The sequence below is a fragment of the Sphingobacterium sp. UBA2610 genome (assembly GCF_002339225.1).
In the GTDB taxonomy this organism is placed as follows: domain Bacteria; phylum Bacteroidota; class Bacteroidia; order Sphingobacteriales; family Sphingobacteriaceae; genus Sphingobacterium; species Sphingobacterium multivorum.
Map to the genome: position 1 here is coordinate 27,263 of NZ_DDKA01000031.1, position 18,719 is coordinate 45,981.

The following is an 18,719-nucleotide window of genomic DNA, read 5'->3' on the forward strand; positions in this document are numbered from 1 at the left end:
AAATACCTGTTTCATAAAGCGGTTCAGTATTTTATGAAACAGATATTTAGCAATAAAATATTAAATTCTACTTGATATCTCTCAAATTAGACCCCTCTATATCTATATTTTCTTTTCCTAAAAAGCATTCATCGAGTATCCTGATTTCATTATTTGGGGCATAATAGCTTTCATAAAACTGCACCCCCCGGGTTTGTAATTGATTATAAAACTGAGAATCACTCAATAACTTGTTGATATAAAAAGCAAATTGATTAGGGTCATCCGCAATTAAACAACCATTTGAAACTTTGTTGACTAGGCCATCAACACCTCGTCTATTCGTCACAACGGGTAGACCGTAACCAAGCGATTCCAACACTTTTATTTTAATTCCTGTCCCAGATAGCATTGGACAAATAGTAATCTTGCTAGTATTATATATATCGGATAAATCATCTACCACACCCACTTTCTCGATTCGACTGTTATTCTCGATTTTATCACAAATCTTACCTACAACTGTCAATGAAAAACGTTCATTAACCAAAGGTAGAACTTCTTGAATAAACCACTCAATACTTCTTTGGTTATGGCCATTATCACTAGCAACATATAGAATTTCATGATCTATCCTATTTTCTACTTTCTCTTTTTTGCGAATACTTGATGAAACTGGAAGCAATCTCACTTTATTTGTGAGAAACTGCTCAAAGATATATTGTTCTTCAATTGAATAAGTCCATACCTCATCAGCACAATTAAGAATCTCAAGTTCTTCTTGGAAAACCTGCCCTATCGACTTTCTATCTCCACTCCGCGTTAAATATTGAGATGTAATTAAATCATGTGTATCTATTATGGTACGTTTAGATGGAACTGCCTCAACAAATCTCCCCCATTCAACGTAACTTATCAATGTAATATCAAAATTGCCGCTAAGGTGCTTTCTTATTTGTTTCAAATGGAAAGGCGTTACCTGATCTAATCCTTTTTTTAAGAATAATCTCGAAAGCTTATCCCGAAAGAAATATTTTAGATAATTTCCCTTATTTTCCCTATGCTGTATAAGTATTAAACGAATATTTGGAAATTTCTGCTCAAAAGACATTTTGTCCGCCTGCGCCCAATGATCAAATGAAACAAAAGCTGTTTCTACATAAGAGCTATTTCGTTCAAAATATTCTAGCAATTGTATACATCTCGTGATATTTCCTGCGCGATCATTCATCGGATTAACCGGCATAAAATATAGTACTCGTTTCCTTTTAGACATTGTCATATTTATTTATTACAGCATTAACCAACTCCAACCATCCCCTCGTCATTTTATCAAGATTAAAATCTTTTATAAAAATTTTCCCTTTTATCCCCATTTGTTCACGAAGAAGTGGATTATTTATTAATTGCTCAAGATGAAGCTCCATACCCTCTCGATCGTTCGCCAAAAACCCATTCTCACCGTGCTTTATTAATTCGTTCACACCAGAACATGTAGCAAAACCTATACTAGGTAAACCAACGGACATTGCTTCGGCCAAAGCAAGCCCAAACCCTTCATATTTGCTTGGAAAAATAAAGATATCTGCATCCTTCATCTTTGCGATGGGATCGTCAGTAAATCCGCGAAGGAAAATTCTTTTGGATAGGCCCAGTTCAATAATCTGTAATTTCAATCGCTCAAAGTCATTACCTATACCCCAAAATTCCAAATCCCATGTCGGGTATTTTTCTGCCAAATTAGAGAAAATATCTATAGCTATATGTTGCTGTTTACACGCAGTATCCAAGCGTCCAATATGAATTATCTTAAATCTCGATTTTTCATTACTATGTCGAACCAAATCGGTGTCGCTTACCTCGTCGATAGGATTCGTAATAACACGGCATTCGCCGGCAAAATTATCGGGCAAAAATTTTCTATAACTATCAAAAAGAATTTGGATGCCATCAAGCTTACTAAAACTTGACGTCAATAAATCAACCATATACGATTTCCTTCCGCCCAGAATATTGGAGTAATCATAATCTGGCCGACCGTTCACCGAATCTAAAATTGGTATTGTCAGCGTGTTTCCATAGGTAATTTCCAACAATGAACCAATAGACATTGTAATAATCAAATTTGGCTTAACTAGATCAATGTAACTTTTCCAAGCAGTCGCCCGGTTTCTCAAATTATACTGAAATAGTTTATCCTCCCCTTCCATACGCTTTATTAAACGGCGATTATACCATTTAGCATACTTCTTTTCTATCTTATATTTTATCCAAAGAAAAGCATTTCTGCCTTTATAATTATATAAGGGGATCTCCTCTTTTTGTTCCAGATTTACGTCATATATGTTTGTAACACGTACGCTTTTATCCAAAGTAAACACTGGCTTACCAACTACATTTTCATTAGTGGCTATTTCGACTTCATAACCATTGGCGGATAAAATGTTAGCCAATATCGAGCAGATTTTTTCTGTTCCTCCTATTCCATTTAAAAAATACAAATGTTGTATTAATAGAATCTTCATATATCAATATATTTATTTCTGATATTATTGCGAAGTTTCCTCCTTAATTTAGAAATTGGAATAAACTTAACCCAAAACAATGCATGTTTAAACTGCTGGGCTCTATTCGTTCGATAGCTTTTATAAAAATTATCAAAATTCACATGATTTTCCGTTGTCATGAAATACCTAAATGGAACCGATAATACTTCTATATCTGTTTTGGATAAATATGGCTCGACATATTGTCGCATAAAATTTTGCAATAATCTGAAAAGTACTTCTTTTTCATTCTCATCAAAAGGCATTTTTATGTAACGCAACTCAAACGGTTCATGTTCAATAAACAAAGCTAGTTTGAGTGCTCTCGAGGTAAAAATATCATGTTGATCGTAGAATATTTTTAAAAGTTCCAACCAATTAGGTATCTGTTTTAAGATGCGAGCTGTTTCTTTATTGATGCGTACATGATTTTGATTCTCGTGTTGTCTATAAAAATATTTTGCATTCGGATTGAATCCTATTTTATCAGTCATTAAAAAAAGGCAATGTGAAAACAAACCGTCCTCGCAAGGTTGGATTCCCACGGGAAAGCGAATATCAGGATAGCTGTCCAATAATGACTTTTTTATAAACAATCCACAAGTAGGTACAGCAGTCAATCGTTTTGCTCTGTAACAATATATCTCTCCTACAACGACTAGATCAAGATCATCTTGTTTTGCTAATGTATAAGCTCCAGTCAAGAATTCGGAATCAATCGTATCATCAGAATCCAAAAAATAGACATACTCTCCTCGCGCATGACTCAGACCATTGTTTCTCGCAACGGAAACACCAGCATTGTCCTGATCAAAAAAGTAAATTCTCGGATCTAAGGATGCATATTTTTGGCATATTGCTGCAGAAGAATCTAGACTACCATCATTGACAAGAATAATTTCAAAATCCTGCAATTCTTGATTAAGCACACTTTGAATTGTCTCATCTAAATATTTTTCGACATTGTATACCGGAATCACTACCGACACAGCAACGCGAAAAGTCCCCTTCGTACTACCATTTTTTTCCATCATTGACATTCAATATACAAAAATAGCAAGACGAATTATATATCAAATACCGAAATCATTTTAAAGATTTTTCGATCCTATCTTTGTTTAACGTAAATTCCCGGTATCGGAATTCCCCTGATTTATTCCCGATCATTGCCCCCATTTTGATTAAAGATTCATTGCTGCCCATTGGAAAAATAGAACTTCGATAGGCATTATTTTTTAATAAGGGCTTCGGGAATACTTTGAAATTTAATCCATCTTTCGAATAAGCCACATATAATAACTCTGCCGTGTATCTTTTCACTTCACCAACAGCAATACATAAAAAGTAATAACCGTCAGCATATGTTGCCTGAATATGCCATGGGGAATTACCATTACCTTCCTTCAGCCAGGGTTTATTAAAGAAATTAACTATTTTGCTGTCGCGAAACCCTGTAAAATTAATCCCATCAGTCGACGTTCTACGAACAACATAAGAGGGGTCTTTACCTTTAAAATTCTTGGGATTAAGATTGAGTTCGATTTCATAACTCAAAAACTCACCCCCATCATGGATAAAAGAGGGAGACAATAAATGGTCATCCTTGGGGGTGAAAGGTGGATTGCTGGTAAAAGCGACGTTCAGATTCGACCACTTTATACCATCTGTAGATGTTTGTTGTACAATAGTGCGATGTGCATTTTGTTTCAGTCGATCAAAATTGGTATTACTTAACACACATTTGCCTTTCAAAGATTGAGCCGTGATAAAACTACCCCTATAATAAAGATAAAACTGATTATTTAAATAGATCCAATCGACATCAGACCAAAATCCCTGAATCGGGTCAACCTTGTTTTCTCCGAAACTTTCTGTCGGAAAGGGTGCATTGATAATTGGATTGTTCAAGCCCGGCGGATTTACCCAATCAAGGCCATCATTTGATACAACAACACTTGGATTTTCAAATTTCTTTGAATTCTGGTTAGTTCCAACTGCGCCAAAATAAGGTGTAAAAACCATCCAATATTTGTATCCGTTCAGTTTATTTGGAAAATAAAGAACATCTGGATGACAATAACTGGCATTTATTCCCGAAATATCTATAAAATCAGTGGCATTTTTTAGCCCCTTAAAATTAGCATCAGCAACAGTATGAATATTGACCAAACCTTCATCACTATCAAAAGTAACCGAATCAATGGGATCAACAGTCCAAATAGGAGACTCAACGTCCCCCGCAAAAAAATCCTCCGAACGACTGCAAGCCACTAGGAAAATACTTCCATAAAGAAGCATCAAAAAATTACGAATCATAAGTAAAAATCAAACGGTAGAAACAAAAAAACGCGACTTGGCTAACGATGTTTTTCAATAAATAAAATAAGCTTACGGCAAATAGCTATATAAAACAAGTTATTGTTTTTCGCTGCGAAATTAGCATAATTTTATCAAAGTAAAACAACGATTTTCGCTTTTTAATCAAGACTTTCGCTTTGCCATTCTAAGCATTAAAAAAACACAATGGTTTAGCTTTGACACGATAGTGAACGTATCACTTGAAGTAAAAAACTATTCATAGAGTATATACTTTTCAAAACTTCCTGTATTATTATTTGTATTCATACGCAAGCCTGCTCATTACCCAAACACAATGAACCGGTACAACAAACGTTATTATTTATATTGTATAAGAATCAAAAATTTTAATCATGGACAACAGTAAAAAACTTTATATCATCCGACATGCCAAAGCTGAAACTATTCCGGGCATAAACGATTTTGATCGCGCACTCACATCCGACGGTATACAACACGCCAAACAAGTAGCGGCTAAGCTATCGGCAAAATTGACTTTAGATGAAAACAGTATCGTGATCAGTTCGCCAGCCAATCGCGCACTCCAGACAACACGTATTTTTCTAGATGTCATGGGCTCTTCTTCTTTTGATATCCAAATTGAAGAAACAATTTATGAATGTACGTACAAGCATTTGCTATCCATTATAAATGCTATTCCGGATCATATCAATCATGTACTACTCTTTGGACACAATCCAACGCTGACTGATCTAGTGGAATACCTGACCCGAAAAGCGGCCTATTTACGCACCTCATCCTGCGCAGAGATCAAGCTCGATACCGGTTTCACCTTTCAGATGCTCAGCGGCAATTGTGCCGATCTTGTGCAAATAATTGATTAAAATCCGATCAAAGAACAAACTTATCTTCAGATAAGATCAGCTTATCACTTGCCCACATTTGATTTCAGTGCCCTATCAATCACCAAAGGCACTGAAATCAAATCCAAATCATGTGAATACACCACAAATTTCTCAACCCTGCAGGATCAAATTTTCCCTTAAATTCTTTCAGTCCCTTTGGTTCACGGAAGTAAGGATTACTTTCATAAAGAAAACTGATCAAACGTTCAATTAGCCCTTTCTTCTTGTCAAATCCTGAAAAAGGAGTCAGTCCCCTATTAAAAAAAGAATAACCTTCCTCTTTACAATACGCTAAAAAACGGATAATCAATACAACAGCTTCGTTAATAATTACTTTTTCACTACCTTCGTCCTATGGCGAATCAATTGCAATTTGAAAATTCACCCTACCTTAAACAGCACGCACACAATCCAGTAGATTGGATGCCCTGGGGGCCGGAAGCTTTAAAAAAAGCAAAAGACGAAAATAAACTGATCATCGTAAGCATTGGCTACTCGGCTTGCCATTGGTGCCATGTGATGGAGCGTGAAAGTTTTGAAAACTCAGCCATCGCCCAAACCATGAATACGTTTTTCGTATCGATCAAAATTGACCGCGAAGAACGCCCCGATATTGATCAAGTGTATATGCTTGCGGTGCAACTGATGACCAATGCCGGGGGCTGGCCATTGAATTGTATCTGCCTGCCCGATGGGAGACCTATTTACGGTGGTACCTATTTCAAACCGCACGACTGGCAGAATATCTTATTGCAAATTGCACAAATGTGGGCGGAGAAACCCGAAGTCGCGTTTGACTATGCCGAAAAGCTAAACAATGGCATTCAACGGGCCGAGAAACTCCCCATCCATCCCATCCCCGATCAATACACGATTGAAAATTTAAATGAAATTGTTGCCCCTTGGACCGAGATGTTCGATAAAAAAGAAGGTGGTTATCAAAGAGCGCCCAAATTTCCGCTACCAAACAATTGGTTATTCTTCCTAAAATATGGCGTACTTGCCGACGATCGGGAGATCTTAGATCATGTCCATTTTACATTAAAAAAGATAGCATCTGGTGGTATATATGACCAGATCGGAGGTGGCTTTGCCCGCTATTCGGTGGACCATTATTGGCATATTCCCCACTTCGAAAAAATGCTTTATGACAATGGCCAGCTACTGTCCCTGTATGCCGAAGCTTATCAACAAAGTCGGGATCCATTCTATAAACGGATTATCGAAGAAACGATTACTTGGGCCGAGCGTGAAATGCTTGCTCCAAACCATGGTTTCTATAGCGCTTTAGATGCCGATAGCGAGGGCATTGAAGGGAAATACTATTCCTTCTCCAAAGCTGAATTTGACGAGGTATTGGGCGATGATGCCCCCCTACTCGGGCAATATTTTAACATAACCGAAGTCGGCAACTGGGAGGAGCAGAAAACCAACATTCCTATTTGCGCCATTAATGCAGACCAGTTAGCAACAAAGGTCAATATGTCAGCTGACGAATGGGCAGATTTTCTAAAAATTTCAAAGAAAAAATTATACAACTATCGTGAACAACGGATCCGTCCGGGACTCGACCATAAGCAGCTGACCACCTGGAATGCTTTATTTCTAAAAGGACTAATAGATGCTTATCACAGTCTTGGGAACAGCCATTTTCTCGAACTCGCTTTAAACAATGCCCAGTTTATCTGTACACACCTTATTCAAGACGACCTCCAGTTATTGCACCAACCAAAAGATAACAACAGAGCGATCGCAGGCTTCCTGGATGACTATGCATTCACTATTGAAGCCTTTATAGCCTTATATGAAGCGACATTTGACCTCAATTGGCTCACAAAAGCAAGACAGCTTGCCGATGAGGCCATTGCATTGTTTTACGATGGATCACAAAAAACATTCTACTATGCGTCGACAGCGGCGGAGGAACTTATCGCACGGAAAAGCGAAATTTTGGATAACGTAATCCCGTCCTCTTCCTCGACAATGGTTCGCCAATTGAAACGATTAGGTTTACTTTTTGACAATGAAAATTACATCGCCATTACAGACCAATTGCTAGCGAATGTATTCCCGCAAATCAAGACTTATGGTTCGGCCTATTCAAATTGGGCAATATTATTGCTAGAAGAAATATATGGAATCAATGAAATTGCATTGACGGGGGATAAAGCGATGGCTTTCAAAAATGAACTCGGCAAATATTATATTCCTAACAAAATTGTTCTTGGCGGTACGGAAGAAAATCTTCCATTGCTAGAACATAGAGTCGGAAAGGAGACAAAAGCATATCTTTGTAAAAACAAGACCTGCAGTCTACCACAGGATTCAATACAAGCGTTAATAAATTATATTTAATAAACGGTAGCCTCGGCTTCCAAAAATCAAAATCAGATGGCTATAAAAGCAAACGACGTCGTAGCATTGACGTACAGACTTCACACAGTAGAAAACGGTGAAAAAGTTTTCGTTGAAGAAACAACTGCAGAACAACCTTTAGATTTCTTATATGGTGTAGGTATGATGTTACCTAAATTTGAAGAAAACATCGCAGACTTAAACGTTGGTGATAAGATTTCATTTGAATTGGCACCGGATGATGCTTACGGTCAAAAAGACGACAGAGCATTCGCACAATTGCCAGTAGATATGTTCAAAGAAACAGGTTTACCTCCAGTAGGAGAAGTATTGCCTTTACAAGACAATCAAGGAAACCAATTCCGCGCTGTCGTAGCTGAGGTTACTCCAGAAGTAGTTGTTGCTGACTTAAACCACCCAATGGCTGGTAAAACATTAAATTTCGATATTGAAATCTTAACTGTACGTCCTGCTACTGAAGAAGAGTTGTCTCACGGACACTCGCATGGTGTAGACGGTACGCAAGGTCACTAATCCTGACTCAAGATACTAAAAAACAAAGCCGGATGTCAGATGACACCCGGCTTTGTTTTTTGCTTATTTAAAAACCGTATCTTGTTTTTAAACACACGAACGATGCTAACATTTGCGGAAAAAGTAGTTTTATTCAATAAACATCTTCATTATCAGGGAAGTCTTCCCCCAGCATTCAATGTAATTAACCCCTACCTTGACAACCCCGAAACATTGGTCGTGATGGAACAGTTCTACCATAAATATTATAATGATAATCTAACAAGAAAATTCATTATCGGTATCAATCCAAGCAGACACGGTGCAGGAGTAACGGGAGTTCCTTTTACGGATACCAAAAGATTAGCCAGTGCATGTGGCATAGAGATGCTTTCTGCGCATACGCATGAAATATCTTCAGTGTTTATGTACGATATGATTGAAGCCTATGGTGGCCCCGATATTTTCTATAAACAATTTTATATCAATTCACCCTTTCCCCTGGCGATTGTCCGAGAAACGAAACCCAACAATTGGATCAATGCAAACTACTATGATGATAAAACACTTTTCGACATGGTCAGCCCTTTTATGCTTGATTCATTGAAACAACACATCGCTATGGGCTTAGCGACGGAGGAGGTCTTTGTGCTCGGAAAGAAAAATGCAACCTTTCTCGCTAAGATCAACAAAGAAGAAAAGTTGTTTGGAAAAATGACCGTCCTAGACCACCCACGCTATATACAACAATATAAATCCAAAGACAAACTGCACTACATCGATAATTACATCAGCGTGCTGAGCACAGAATAGGTTATCGCACATGTAAACTCTAAACAAAAATTTAGAAAAGCATAAAATAATTTGTATCTATATTCCAAACAAATTGAATATTATAATATACATTTTGAAAATTAAAAGATATATATGCATATATTAACAGAACGAAGTCCGAGTTAATCAACCGATTTGACCATCCGTTTGAGTCACTTCGAATCAATTTCCGCCCTTATTCGTACCAGGAAGCAGATAGATGCATGCCCCGACCATACTGTTACCTCCTCATTTCCGGGTTTCACTCGGACTCACCACGGACTCATGGTGCTTGCAGTATGCTAGCAATCCGACGCTATGACGAATGTTTTCCAAAGAAGATTGGAATGAATTCCAAATCAAACATATCATTCCGTAGCGAATGAAATACGTTTTCATTATGAGTTTAATAGTTGGCCTTTGACAACGATTGCCATAATTAAAATCAGAGGCAAAGCCCAATTTTAAATCTATTAAAAACAAACAACTATTTGTTTTTCAGTTATTTAAATACATATATTTACAATATGGCAACGATAGAAAATAGAACTCTGAAAGGCTTAGTTGGGAACGTGGTCTTTCGACAATCGAATGAAAAAACAATTGTCCAGACGAAAGTAGGACGGAAACCAAAACAAACCAAATGAACAAAAGCCGCCTCCGTAAGCTTTGGAGTGAGCAGTGCGATTGGCGCTTACATACGACGGACGATGGCAGAAGTACACATGGGTTTTTATGATAGCAATATGCACAATCGCTTAGTAACTCAGTTGCAGCGAGTGAACGGCCCTAGCGGACATATATCCAAAGAAAAATCTATACGCAGCAATAAGATAAACCGTTTGGTCAATTTTCAATTCAATGAAAAATGCCATATGCAGGACTTTATGCATTTCGATCCACAGATCCAATTATTGGACAATAAGCAACTTACAATCCAGTTTCCAAAATTTGATAAACAAAAGGACATACGGCAGCCAAAAAATTGCGACCTGCTCATCTTTAACCTCTTTATTGTCATGCTCAACTTTGAGCAGCAACAATATATTCATATCCATAGCCCCCAGATCCCCATCAACCTGCATACGGGACCCAAAATGGTTGAATTAGAACAGCTATCATTTGATGTAAACTATAAAGATGCAAAAACCGTACTTGTTGGTATGAACATCGAATATTATGGATTTCATCGCCATAAACATCTGTTATTAAATAACAAAAGCTTTCATCCAGCTGCAATAGTCGGTGCGTTTATTAATTAAGATGTGCAACTCTCAAAAGCTGATGTTATCACAATGCCTAATAAAATCGATTGGATTTAACAGCATTACTCATGGACGAAAATGGATCGTTTTTTTTCGCAACAGGCCTTTTCTTACCACTAGGTAACAAAATTTCCCTTAGATTCGTACTCTTCCAATTCCCTAAATGTAAGCTTTTTAACCTGTGTAAGCTTTGTATCACTCTGCTTAGCAATGAATCTGTGGCATCGTCATGTAGTTATTTCTTTCGTCATGTATGTTGATCCGTATGATTAACTCTTTCCGATGCTATTATAAAAGAATCATCCGCTACAACTTTGTGGCACGAAGCATTTCTCGCTTCCCTGGTGCTCCGGGAGCCTTTTCTATCGAAAATCCCAATGCTTTCATACTGCGTTTGAGGTTCCCGGTAATCGCATAAGTCACAAAAACACCACCCGGTTTAAGAAACTGTGCAATATGCCCCAAGGCAGCATCATTCCACATCTCAGGCTGATGCACAGCAGCAAAGGCATCAAAATAAACGACGTCAAATAAGCGGTCCGATTGAAAATTCATCAACAAGGTATGATCAATATGAAGTTTTAATTGTTCGTTAATCTGCACGTTTCCCGTCAAAGCCAGCTCGTATGCATTCAAATAACTTGTCCAAACAGTTGGGTGTACCGTCGCATCATAGCCCGTTGCAGCAATAGTAGACAAAGGCAGGGGAAATCCTTCAATTCCGACGTATTCCACCTGAAAAGATTTATCCCTAAGAAAGTCGGCTGTTTGTAGAAAATTCAAACCGGTACCAAAGCCAACCTCCAAGATACCAACGTCGGCGGCTCCTGTCGTTTGTACATAGTGGTCAAGCCCCGTTTTTATAAAAACATGCCTACTTTCCTGTACCGCACCGTGTTTCGAATGATAACATTCTCCTATTTCAGCATTAAACAAAGTTTTCGAACCATCTCCTGTCGTTACAAATTCCATTTTTATACAAATACGTTAAGTTCTAATTTTTACACATGGAGTCCAAACAAAGAAACGACGCCAAAACGAATGGCCTACTCCCTGCCCATGATGCATATCATTGCTACTGTCCAAAGATAAAAAAGCCAATGCCCGTATCAAAATCCTCACGGTTTTAGCAAGCCCGACCATCTTTCAGCGTAGACTAAAGGTGATGTCAACCAATTGACCAGTACATCGACTTCCAAATGAAAAAGCATATCAATACCGAGCGTATAGTAGGCATGGGTACCGCTATAAAAAAAATGCTTTCAATAAAAAAAGTCCAGTCGACAAAAGCGGATTTTTTCAGCAAGGTAAAACAAAAATGAACAAACACGCATAAATTCAGCTCGTTTTAATAGACCTATTCGAGAAAAACAGTATTTTAGCAATCTAAATAAGAAACATTCACAAAACCTAATGAAATATCCAAACCTAACAAGCGCAAGCAATACAACAGCATTGGATATTCTCCATGTGACCAAATACAAAGACAATATAAGCAGTTCTTCCATGTGAATGAACTCCTTTTGAAATAACTAATCATACACCTATGAAATACGCTACAAAAACTTTTGTGCAGAATTACGGCAGTATCTTACTTCTACTCCTTGGGATCAGTATTGGAAGTTTGATCGGCATCTTCTTTCCGCATATCGTCAACAATCTTAAACCGATCGGTGACATTTTCCTAAACCTCCTCTTTGTCAGCGTCATACCATTGGTGTTTTTTGCCATATCCTCATCTGTTGCGAATATCAATGGCGACAGTGTACTTGGAAGGATCATCGGCATGATGTCGTTCGTATTTGTACTGGGTATTGTCGTCGCCGGACTGTCAAGCATCTGCTTCCTTTACCTCTTTCCAGTAGATGCTCCACTGCCTATTGAACAAACAAACAAGATCATGGAAACAGTTGTTCATGATTCTTGGGGTGAAAAAATGGTCCGCTTTTTAACCGTTAGCGAATTTTCAAGTTTATTATCACGACAAAATATGCTGGCCTTTGTCATCTTTTCATTCCTCGTTGGCATTGCTACACGCAAGTCTGGAACATCTGCAGAGACTTTCCGCAAATTTATAAACGCAGGCAATGTAGTGATGGGAAATCTGCTCGTGATGGTCATGAACCTCGCTCCCATTGGTTTGGGAGCATATTTTGCCTATCAGGTTGGAACATTAGGCCCTCAGCTCTTCGGTTTTTATGCCAAACCTATCGGGCTATATTACTTTTTAGGAATCTTCTATTTTTTCACGGTTTTCAGTTTATTCGCTTTTTTAGCATTCGGGCTTAAGGGGGTCAAACGCTATTGGCAAAACAACATATTACCTTCCTTAACTGCATTGAGCAGCTGCAGCAGCCTTGCTACCATGCCGGCCAACTTACTTGCTGCCAAACAAATTGGAATCCCCGACAGCGTCGCTAGTGTCGTCATTCCCCTAGGCACGACATTGCACAAGCATGGTTCTGCAATCGCCTGTATCTTTAAAATTTATATTGCGCTTTTATTAAGTGGAAAGGAATTTTTTGATCCGTCGAACCTGATTATGGCGGTAGGAATTACCTTATTGGTCAGTATTGTGGCCGGTGGCATTCCTAATGGTGGCTATATCGGAGAAATGCTGATTATATCGGTTTATCAGATGCCAACCGAGGTGATCCCGTCCATTATGATTATCGCAACCCTGGTCGATCCCCTTGCAACAATGCTCAATGCTACTGGAGACACCGTAGCCGCTATGCTCACCAGCAGATTGATCGGGCAAAAACTGGCCGATCCTATTCCCGAAAATCCAGGCTAAAACAAGCTACAAGCGGCAAGCATTTCACAGGACAGGTGATCAACGGAGGCTCTACCAATGCGCAGCGGATCAATATAGATCACACCAATGACTCACGGATCAATATAGGCACACCTACGGCTGGCGGATCAATATGGATCACACCCATTGGCGCGCAGATCAAAAGCGGTACGCAAAAAACAGCTCGCCATATTGATGCCGGTGAAACACCGATTTGAGCTCTTTCGAATTGAAGATATAATTGATACCGTAATTGATCTTGTGGTTCGACCAATTGAAACCAATGCGATGACTAAGCATCCAAGGCTCAATAATGTATAGCTTACCCATGGGATCATTTTGATCTCTCCCGCCCTCTACGGTTGCGCTGTAAAAAATACGGGACATGCTTGGTTGATAGATAAAATACCATTCTTTATCATTGTCTGCTCTTCCTTGTGTCAAATGCCCATGTGTAAGGGTCGATGCCTGATAGGATTTCAGCTTCCCCAACCGAAACGGGGCCGCAATCCCCAGATTGGTATTATTTAGTCCAATAGTCCCTTCACCGATAATTCCCACATCAAATTGCTGGTTTTGACTGCGATATAGTCCTTTTTTATAGGTTGCACTTAAATCAATACCGAAGGAATTTCCAAGCTGCGTATCCCAACCTGTTGCCTCATACATACCAAATAGATGATGGATAAACTTCTGGGCTTCTTCACCGTAGGATTTAGGACCGATCTGCGCCAATTCGGTCTTGAACTCAATGACCTGATCCTGCGGTAAAAATCGCGTTACCCCAGCACTAAAATAAAGGTAACCTGCAAACGGTCTATCGTATTTTTTTTCCTGCCGTCTATAGTCAATAATACTGATACCGTTATAAATACGCTGGCCTATTTCAAAATCCAATAACGTATTTGAAGACTGTTTATCCAGTTTCCCCGGCAACGCAATCCTATAGTTTATATTGATACCGTTTGTATAATAGCGGTCTTGACCGGTCAGGAGATAGACGTCATTGTCATTTTGAACAGCAATTTCCTGATTACGGAATTTCACCTGTCCAAAAACAAAAAAACAGGGAACTATAACAGCCCAAAAGAGGCCTAAAAATCGCAAAGCAATACTCATATTAACAGGAAATTGTAAAATTCATGCGATATCATTAGAACCAAAACAGCAAATTTCACTTCAAATTATTCAAAAGCATTCGAATCTAGCTTATTTTTCCAATTAATTCAAACTATTTAGAATAGATATAAATAATATGGAAAAGTTGCATTATTCCTTTCTTAGCGAATCTATTTGTAATTTTGCATTCGATTAGGTGTCAAATGTAAACAATTTGGGATTTTAGCGCGCATAAAGTTGTCAGGTTTGGGTAATAATCTTTCGAAAAAAACAGAAAGATATCGGACAGATCGGAACAGCCATTAACTGGTAAAAAAACAAACCGAGTGAAACGAGCTCATTGATACGACGAGTTCAGACACTTATAAATAAGTAAATACAAATGAAAAAAAGTTCAATTATTCTAATCGCTATCATTGCTGTCGCAATTGCCATGATACTTGTTATCTATACTGATTCAAGTACGTATTCGACATTTACCGAAGCTAAAGAAAAGAAAACCGAACTATATGTGGTAGGTCAATTGAATAAAGACAAAGCACTTCACTATGATCCCAAAACTGACGCCAACAAATTTTCGTTTTTCATGCGTGACAACGATGGTACAGAATGTGAAGTGATTTTTAGAGGTGCCAAACCTCAAGATATTGAACGTTCAGAGCAGATTGTATTGACAGGAAAAATGGACGGGAATGTGTTTAGGGCAAGTAAGATATTGATGAAATGTCCGTCGAAATATAACGATAAATCGGTCGTCACCGAGATCAATGCTACTGCTTTCAATAATTAATTCGTAAAATCAATTTTCAATGGACGTTAATTACGTTGGTGAGCACCTGCTGCCAGGGCAGATCGGACAATTTTTCATTGTACTTTCTTTTGGTGCTGCACTTCTATCTTGTATCAGTTACTTTTTTGCAACAAAATACCCTGAAGAGCATTCATGGAAAAAAATTGCACGTATTGCCTTCTGGGTTAATTCAGCCTCCGTCGTAGCGATTGGTGCAACTTTATTTTATATTATATACAATCACCTTTTTGAATATAATTATGCCTGGGCGCACTCGTCAAAGACACTCCCTACCTACTACATCATTTCCAGTTTTTGGGAAGGTCAGGAGGGTAGTTTTTGGCTTTGGATGTTCTGGCAAACGGTATTAGGCGCTGTTTTGCTCTTTAAAGCAAAAAGCTGGGAATCGTCTGTTATGACTTTCGTCATGTTATGTCAAGCATTTTTAGCATCCATGATTATTGGTGTGGAAATCTTCGGTCTGCGGATCGGTAGCTCTCCGTTTATCCTATTGCGTGAAGCAATGGATATTCCAATCTTTAGAGAAGCAAATTATCTTTCACTAATCACCGACGGTAATGGTTTGAACCCTTTACTTCAAAATTACTGGATGGTGATTCACCCACCAACACTATTCCTTGGCTTTGCGTCGATGATTGTTCCTTTTGCGTATGCAACAGGTGCTCTTTGGACCAAACGTTACAAAGAATGGATCAATGCAGCACTTCCTTGGGCTTTATTTGCCGTGATGATTTTAGGCGCAGGTATTATCATGGGCTCATTCTGGGCTTACGAAGCACTTAACTTCGGTGGATTCTGGGCATGGGATCCGGTAGAAAATGCATCCATTATTCCTTGGTTTACCTTGATTGCTGCTGTTCACGTCATGATTGCTTACAAGAATTCAGGCCACTCCTACTTCACCGCTACTTTTTTGGCGATGATCAGCTTTGTGCTTGTGATCTACGCATCTTACCTGACACGTAGTGGCGTCCTCGGAGAGACTTCGGTACACTCCTTTACCGATCTGGGCATGAGCGGACAATTGATCTTATTCAATGTTGTCTTTTTGGTTATCATGGTGGTCTTTCTTACCGTCAAAAAGAAAGAGATGCCCATCACAGAAAAGGATGAGGATATCTATTCAAGAGAATTCTGGATGTTTATTGGCGCCTTGGTATTGACTGTTGCCTGTGCACAGATCATTGCTTCAACATCAATTCCAGTGTTCAACAAGATCTTTGGCACCAAGGTAGCTCCACCTTTGGATCCAATCCAACATTATAACAAATGGCAATCGGGTTTTGCCGTCATCGTGATGATCTTAACCGGATTTACGCAATTCTTAAAATACAAACGTACCGATAGCCGCAAGTTTTTGGCTTCCACTGTAGCATCCTTGGTTGTGTCTTTAATCCTAACGGCTGCTGTAGTCTATTTTACGAAGACGTATACCAACTTGATCTACATTTTGATCACCTTCGCAAGTATTTTCTGTATTCTGGCAAATATCCGCGTATTGGGTGACGCTGTCAAAGGTAAATGGAAACTGGCTGGTTCTTCGGTAGCCCATATCGGTTTTGGTTTATTACTTATCGGTGCCATGGTGGCCGCGGCAACCAACGAAGTCATCTCTGTCAACAACACGGGTTACATCGCTGTATCGGGATTCGACAAAGTAGAAAAGCCTGGCGACAACTTATTCCTGACCGAGGGTGAACCTGTACAAATGGGTGAATACAAAATTACCTATATCGGCGATAGCATTGTTGCTCCAAATACGTTCTATAAAATCAAATACGAGCGGATCGACGAAGAAACAGGCAAAGTGAAGGAGCATTTTGTGCTGCAACCTTTTGCACAAAACAACGCGAAAATGGGGGGGTTGATTGGTACTCCAGCCACCAAACATTATGTTACGCATGACGTATATACACTGATTACAGCGGCCGCAGCTGAAAGTCAAGCAACACACGCCAAAGTTCCTGCTGAAGATAAAACTGGTTTTGAGGACTACGAGGAGCCGGCAACATATCAGGTAAATATTGGCGATACCTTACGCTACCGCAATGGATATTACGTCATTGAAGGCTTAAACAAAGAGGCCCACCTAGAGAAAATTCCAAAGGGACCCAGTGATGTCATGGTTGGATTGAAAATAAAAGTATTTTCGGCCGACAACAAACAGTATGAGGTACAACCGATTTACTTAATTAAAGACGGTGGTGTTTACGACTTCAACAAGGATGTTACCGAGCAAGGACTTAAATTCAGATTTACGGGAATTAAACCTGACAAGGATAAACTGGAAATCATGGTTTATCAAAAGCCACTTCCAGAAAAGAAATGGGTGGTATTTAAAGCCATTAAATTCCCATACATCAACTTTTTCTGGTGTGGAACAATTGTCATGACCATCGGTTTTATCATGTCCATTGTGAGAAGAAATAAAGAGGAAAAACGAAAAGCACTTAAATAATGAACATTGTGATCTTAGGAAGCGGTAATGCCGCGACGCATTTTGGACAACAGTTTCAAAAAACAGGACAGCATATCGTTCAGATCTACAGTAAAACAAAAGCCAATGCAGACGCATTGGCTTTTGTGCTTCATTGCACAGCAACTGACCTACTGTCTGAACTCGACCTCCATGCCGATCTCTACCTTATTGCTGTTTCGGATCAAGCTATTTTACCGCTGGTAGAAGCGCTACCGAAGGATTTAACAGGTATTGTCGTCCACTGTTCAGGAGCAACCGATCTTGCTGCCCTGGCTGGATTTAAAAACACGGGCGTCATCTATCCACCACAATCGTTATCCAAAAATAAAGCAGTGGATTTCTCGACGGTTCCACTTTGCATTGAAGGTAACACAGATGAAAATAGTGCCGCGCTACTTCAGCTTGCACAGACATTTGCACCGCAGAGTATCTATTGTAACTCACCGCAACGCTTAGCCATTCACCTGGCCTCGGTCATGGTCAATAATTTCTCCAATATCCTCTATCAGATGGCTTATGAGTTACTGGAAGAAAACAACTTATCCTTTGATTTAATCAAACCAATTATCCTGGAGACGGCAGAAAAGGTGCAAAATCATATTCCAATAACAGTTCAGACAGGACCAGCGATCCGACAGGATGTATCGACAATGCAAAAACATTTGCAATTTATTAGCAATAAACCAGATTTACAGCAAATCTATCAACTTTTGTCGCAGGAGATTACTAAAAGAAAATAGTTTGTTAGAAACGGTTATAAACTTATCAAAACTTACTTCCAGGGGGTAAATATATCCATTTACTTCAGGAACTTTAGT

The 18,719-nt window shown here is 38.9% G+C and carries 16 protein-coding genes; 9 read left to right on the forward strand and 7 right to left on the reverse strand.

Features of this window, described 5'->3' with window-relative positions:
- Nucleotides 1-67 precede the first annotated feature (67 nt).
- The 4 genes from B4Z47_RS20685 to B4Z47_RS20700 are packed head-to-tail and all read right to left on the reverse strand — an operon-like array spanning nucleotide 68 to nucleotide 4,841.
- Nucleotides 68-1,255, reverse strand: coding sequence for a glycosyltransferase (locus tag B4Z47_RS20685; RefSeq protein WP_286727831.1), 1,188 nt, complete (start codon nucleotides 1,253-1,255; stop codon nucleotides 68-70).
- Nucleotides 1,248-2,504, reverse strand: coding sequence for a glycosyltransferase (locus B4Z47_RS20690; RefSeq protein WP_286727832.1), 1,257 nt, complete (start codon nucleotides 2,502-2,504; stop codon nucleotides 1,248-1,250). The genes B4Z47_RS20685 and B4Z47_RS20690 overlap by 8 nt, the downstream gene beginning before the upstream one ends.
- Nucleotides 2,501-3,559, reverse strand: coding sequence for a glycosyltransferase family 2 protein (locus B4Z47_RS20695; protein WP_286727833.1), 1,059 nt, complete (start codon nucleotides 3,557-3,559; stop codon nucleotides 2,501-2,503). Before B4Z47_RS20695 ends, B4Z47_RS20690 begins: the two co-directional genes overlap by 4 nt.
- A 52-nt stretch (nucleotides 3,560-3,611) precedes the next feature.
- Nucleotides 3,612-4,841 (reverse strand): hypothetical protein, encoded by a 1,230-nt coding sequence (locus B4Z47_RS20700; protein ID WP_286727834.1) that lies wholly within the window; start codon nucleotides 4,839-4,841, stop codon nucleotides 3,612-3,614.
- Between the two features lie 395 nt (nucleotides 4,842-5,236).
- Between B4Z47_RS20700 and B4Z47_RS20705 the strand changes: the two genes are divergently transcribed.
- A complete protein-coding gene (locus B4Z47_RS20705; protein ID WP_286727835.1) occupies nucleotides 5,237-5,728 on the forward strand; it encodes a SixA phosphatase family protein in 492 nt (163 codons plus the stop codon).
- A gap of 97 nt (nucleotides 5,729-5,825) precedes the next feature.
- Here the strand turns inward: B4Z47_RS20705 and B4Z47_RS24765 are convergent, their stop codons facing one another.
- On the reverse strand, nucleotides 5,826-6,059 hold the full coding sequence (locus B4Z47_RS24765; protein ID WP_369012069.1) for a phosphatidylglycerol lysyltransferase domain-containing protein: 234 nt from the start codon (nucleotides 6,057-6,059) through the stop codon (nucleotides 5,826-5,828).
- Nucleotides 6,060-6,103: 44 nt separating this feature from the next.
- Here B4Z47_RS24765 and B4Z47_RS20710 point away from each other — a divergent pair, with 44 nt between their 5' ends.
- The 4 genes from B4Z47_RS20710 to B4Z47_RS20725 all read left to right on the forward strand — a co-directional run bounded on the left by B4Z47_RS20710 (nucleotide 6,104) and on the right by B4Z47_RS20725 (nucleotide 10,692).
- On the forward strand, nucleotides 6,104-8,104 hold the full coding sequence (locus B4Z47_RS20710; protein WP_286727836.1) for a thioredoxin domain-containing protein: 2,001 nt from the start codon (nucleotides 6,104-6,106) through the stop codon (nucleotides 8,102-8,104).
- Nucleotides 8,105-8,140: 36 nt separating this feature from the next.
- Complete coding sequence (locus B4Z47_RS20715; RefSeq protein ID WP_046672788.1) at nucleotides 8,141-8,638, forward strand: FKBP-type peptidyl-prolyl cis-trans isomerase; 498 nt, start codon at nucleotides 8,141-8,143, stop codon at nucleotides 8,636-8,638.
- Nucleotides 8,639-8,740: 102 nt separating this feature from the next.
- Nucleotides 8,741-9,430 (forward strand): SMUG2 DNA glycosylase family protein, encoded by a 690-nt coding sequence (locus tag B4Z47_RS20720; RefSeq protein ID WP_070560718.1) that lies wholly within the window; start codon nucleotides 8,741-8,743, stop codon nucleotides 9,428-9,430.
- A gap of 710 nt (nucleotides 9,431-10,140) precedes the next feature.
- Nucleotides 10,141-10,692 (forward strand): hypothetical protein, encoded by a 552-nt coding sequence (locus B4Z47_RS20725; protein ID WP_201640101.1) that lies wholly within the window; start codon nucleotides 10,141-10,143, stop codon nucleotides 10,690-10,692.
- Nucleotides 10,693-11,001: 309 nt separating this feature from the next.
- Here the strand turns inward: B4Z47_RS20725 and mnmD are convergent, their stop codons facing one another.
- The gene (gene mnmD, locus B4Z47_RS20730; RefSeq protein WP_070560722.1) at nucleotides 11,002-11,667 is read right to left on the reverse strand and encodes a tRNA (5-methylaminomethyl-2-thiouridine)(34)-methyltransferase MnmD; all 666 of its coding nucleotides are present in this window, start codon (nucleotides 11,665-11,667) and stop codon (nucleotides 11,002-11,004) included.
- A gap of 574 nt (nucleotides 11,668-12,241) precedes the next feature.
- Between mnmD and B4Z47_RS20735 the strand changes: the two genes are divergently transcribed.
- Complete coding sequence (locus B4Z47_RS20735) at nucleotides 12,242-13,492, forward strand: dicarboxylate/amino acid:cation symporter (protein WP_286727837.1); 1,251 nt, start codon at nucleotides 12,242-12,244, stop codon at nucleotides 13,490-13,492.
- Between the two features lie 159 nt (nucleotides 13,493-13,651).
- Here B4Z47_RS20735 and B4Z47_RS20740 read toward each other — a convergent pair whose 3' ends face one another.
- On the reverse strand, nucleotides 13,652-14,611 hold the full coding sequence (locus B4Z47_RS20740; protein ID WP_286727838.1) for a lipid A deacylase LpxR family protein: 960 nt from the start codon (nucleotides 14,609-14,611) through the stop codon (nucleotides 13,652-13,654).
- A gap of 382 nt (nucleotides 14,612-14,993) precedes the next feature.
- Between B4Z47_RS20740 and B4Z47_RS20745 the strand changes: the two genes are divergently transcribed.
- Genes B4Z47_RS20745 through B4Z47_RS20755 form a run of 3 tightly spaced genes read left to right on the forward strand, consistent with a single transcriptional unit; the run spans nucleotide 14,994 to nucleotide 18,641 of the window.
- Nucleotides 14,994-15,401: a cytochrome c maturation protein CcmE gene (locus B4Z47_RS20745; protein ID WP_046672794.1), complete on the forward strand. Its 408-nt coding sequence runs from the start codon at nucleotides 14,994-14,996 to the stop codon at nucleotides 15,399-15,401.
- Between the two features lie 19 nt (nucleotides 15,402-15,420).
- The gene (locus tag B4Z47_RS20750; RefSeq protein WP_286727839.1) at nucleotides 15,421-17,880 is read left to right on the forward strand and encodes a heme lyase CcmF/NrfE family subunit; all 2,460 of its coding nucleotides are present in this window, start codon (nucleotides 15,421-15,423) and stop codon (nucleotides 17,878-17,880) included.
- Nucleotides 17,880-18,641 (forward strand): Rossmann-like and DUF2520 domain-containing protein, encoded by a 762-nt coding sequence (locus B4Z47_RS20755; protein WP_286727840.1) that lies wholly within the window; start codon nucleotides 17,880-17,882, stop codon nucleotides 18,639-18,641. Before B4Z47_RS20750 ends, B4Z47_RS20755 begins: the two co-directional genes overlap by 1 nt.
- Nucleotides 18,642-18,719 lie beyond the last annotated feature (78 nt).

Coding starts and splice junctions, on each gene's coding strand:
- B4Z47_RS20695 (WP_286727833.1), bottom strand. CDS start 3,559: ATGATGGAAAAAAATGGTAGTACGAAGGGGACTTTTCGCGTTGCTGTG.
- B4Z47_RS20750 (WP_286727839.1), top strand. CDS start 15,421: ATGGACGTTAATTACGTTGGTGAGCACCTGCTGCCAGGGCAGATCGGA.
- B4Z47_RS20735 (WP_286727837.1), top strand. CDS start 12,242: ATGAAATACGCTACAAAAACTTTTGTGCAGAATTACGGCAGTATCTTA.
- mnmD (WP_070560722.1), bottom strand. CDS start 11,667: ATGGAATTTGTAACGACAGGAGATGGTTCGAAAACTTTGTTTAATGCT.
- B4Z47_RS20690 (WP_286727832.1), bottom strand. CDS start 2,504: ATGAAGATTCTATTAATACAACATTTGTATTTTTTAAATGGAATAGGA.
- B4Z47_RS20715 (WP_046672788.1), top strand. CDS start 8,141: ATGGCTATAAAAGCAAACGACGTCGTAGCATTGACGTACAGACTTCAC.
- B4Z47_RS20705 (WP_286727835.1), top strand. CDS start 5,237: ATGGACAACAGTAAAAAACTTTATATCATCCGACATGCCAAAGCTGAA.
- B4Z47_RS20740 (WP_286727838.1), bottom strand. CDS start 14,611: ATGAGTATTGCTTTGCGATTTTTAGGCCTCTTTTGGGCTGTTATAGTT.
- B4Z47_RS20685 (WP_286727831.1), bottom strand. CDS start 1,255: ATGTCTAAAAGGAAACGAGTACTATATTTTATGCCGGTTAATCCGATG.
- B4Z47_RS20700 (WP_286727834.1), bottom strand. CDS start 4,841: ATGATTCGTAATTTTTTGATGCTTCTTTATGGAAGTATTTTCCTAGTG.
- B4Z47_RS20720 (WP_070560718.1), top strand. CDS start 8,741: ATGCTAACATTTGCGGAAAAAGTAGTTTTATTCAATAAACATCTTCAT.
- B4Z47_RS20710 (WP_286727836.1), top strand. CDS start 6,104: ATGGCGAATCAATTGCAATTTGAAAATTCACCCTACCTTAAACAGCAC.
- B4Z47_RS20755 (WP_286727840.1), top strand. CDS start 17,880: ATGAACATTGTGATCTTAGGAAGCGGTAATGCCGCGACGCATTTTGGA.
- B4Z47_RS20725 (WP_201640101.1), top strand. CDS start 10,141: ATGGCAGAAGTACACATGGGTTTTTATGATAGCAATATGCACAATCGC.
- B4Z47_RS20745 (WP_046672794.1), top strand. CDS start 14,994: ATGAAAAAAAGTTCAATTATTCTAATCGCTATCATTGCTGTCGCAATT.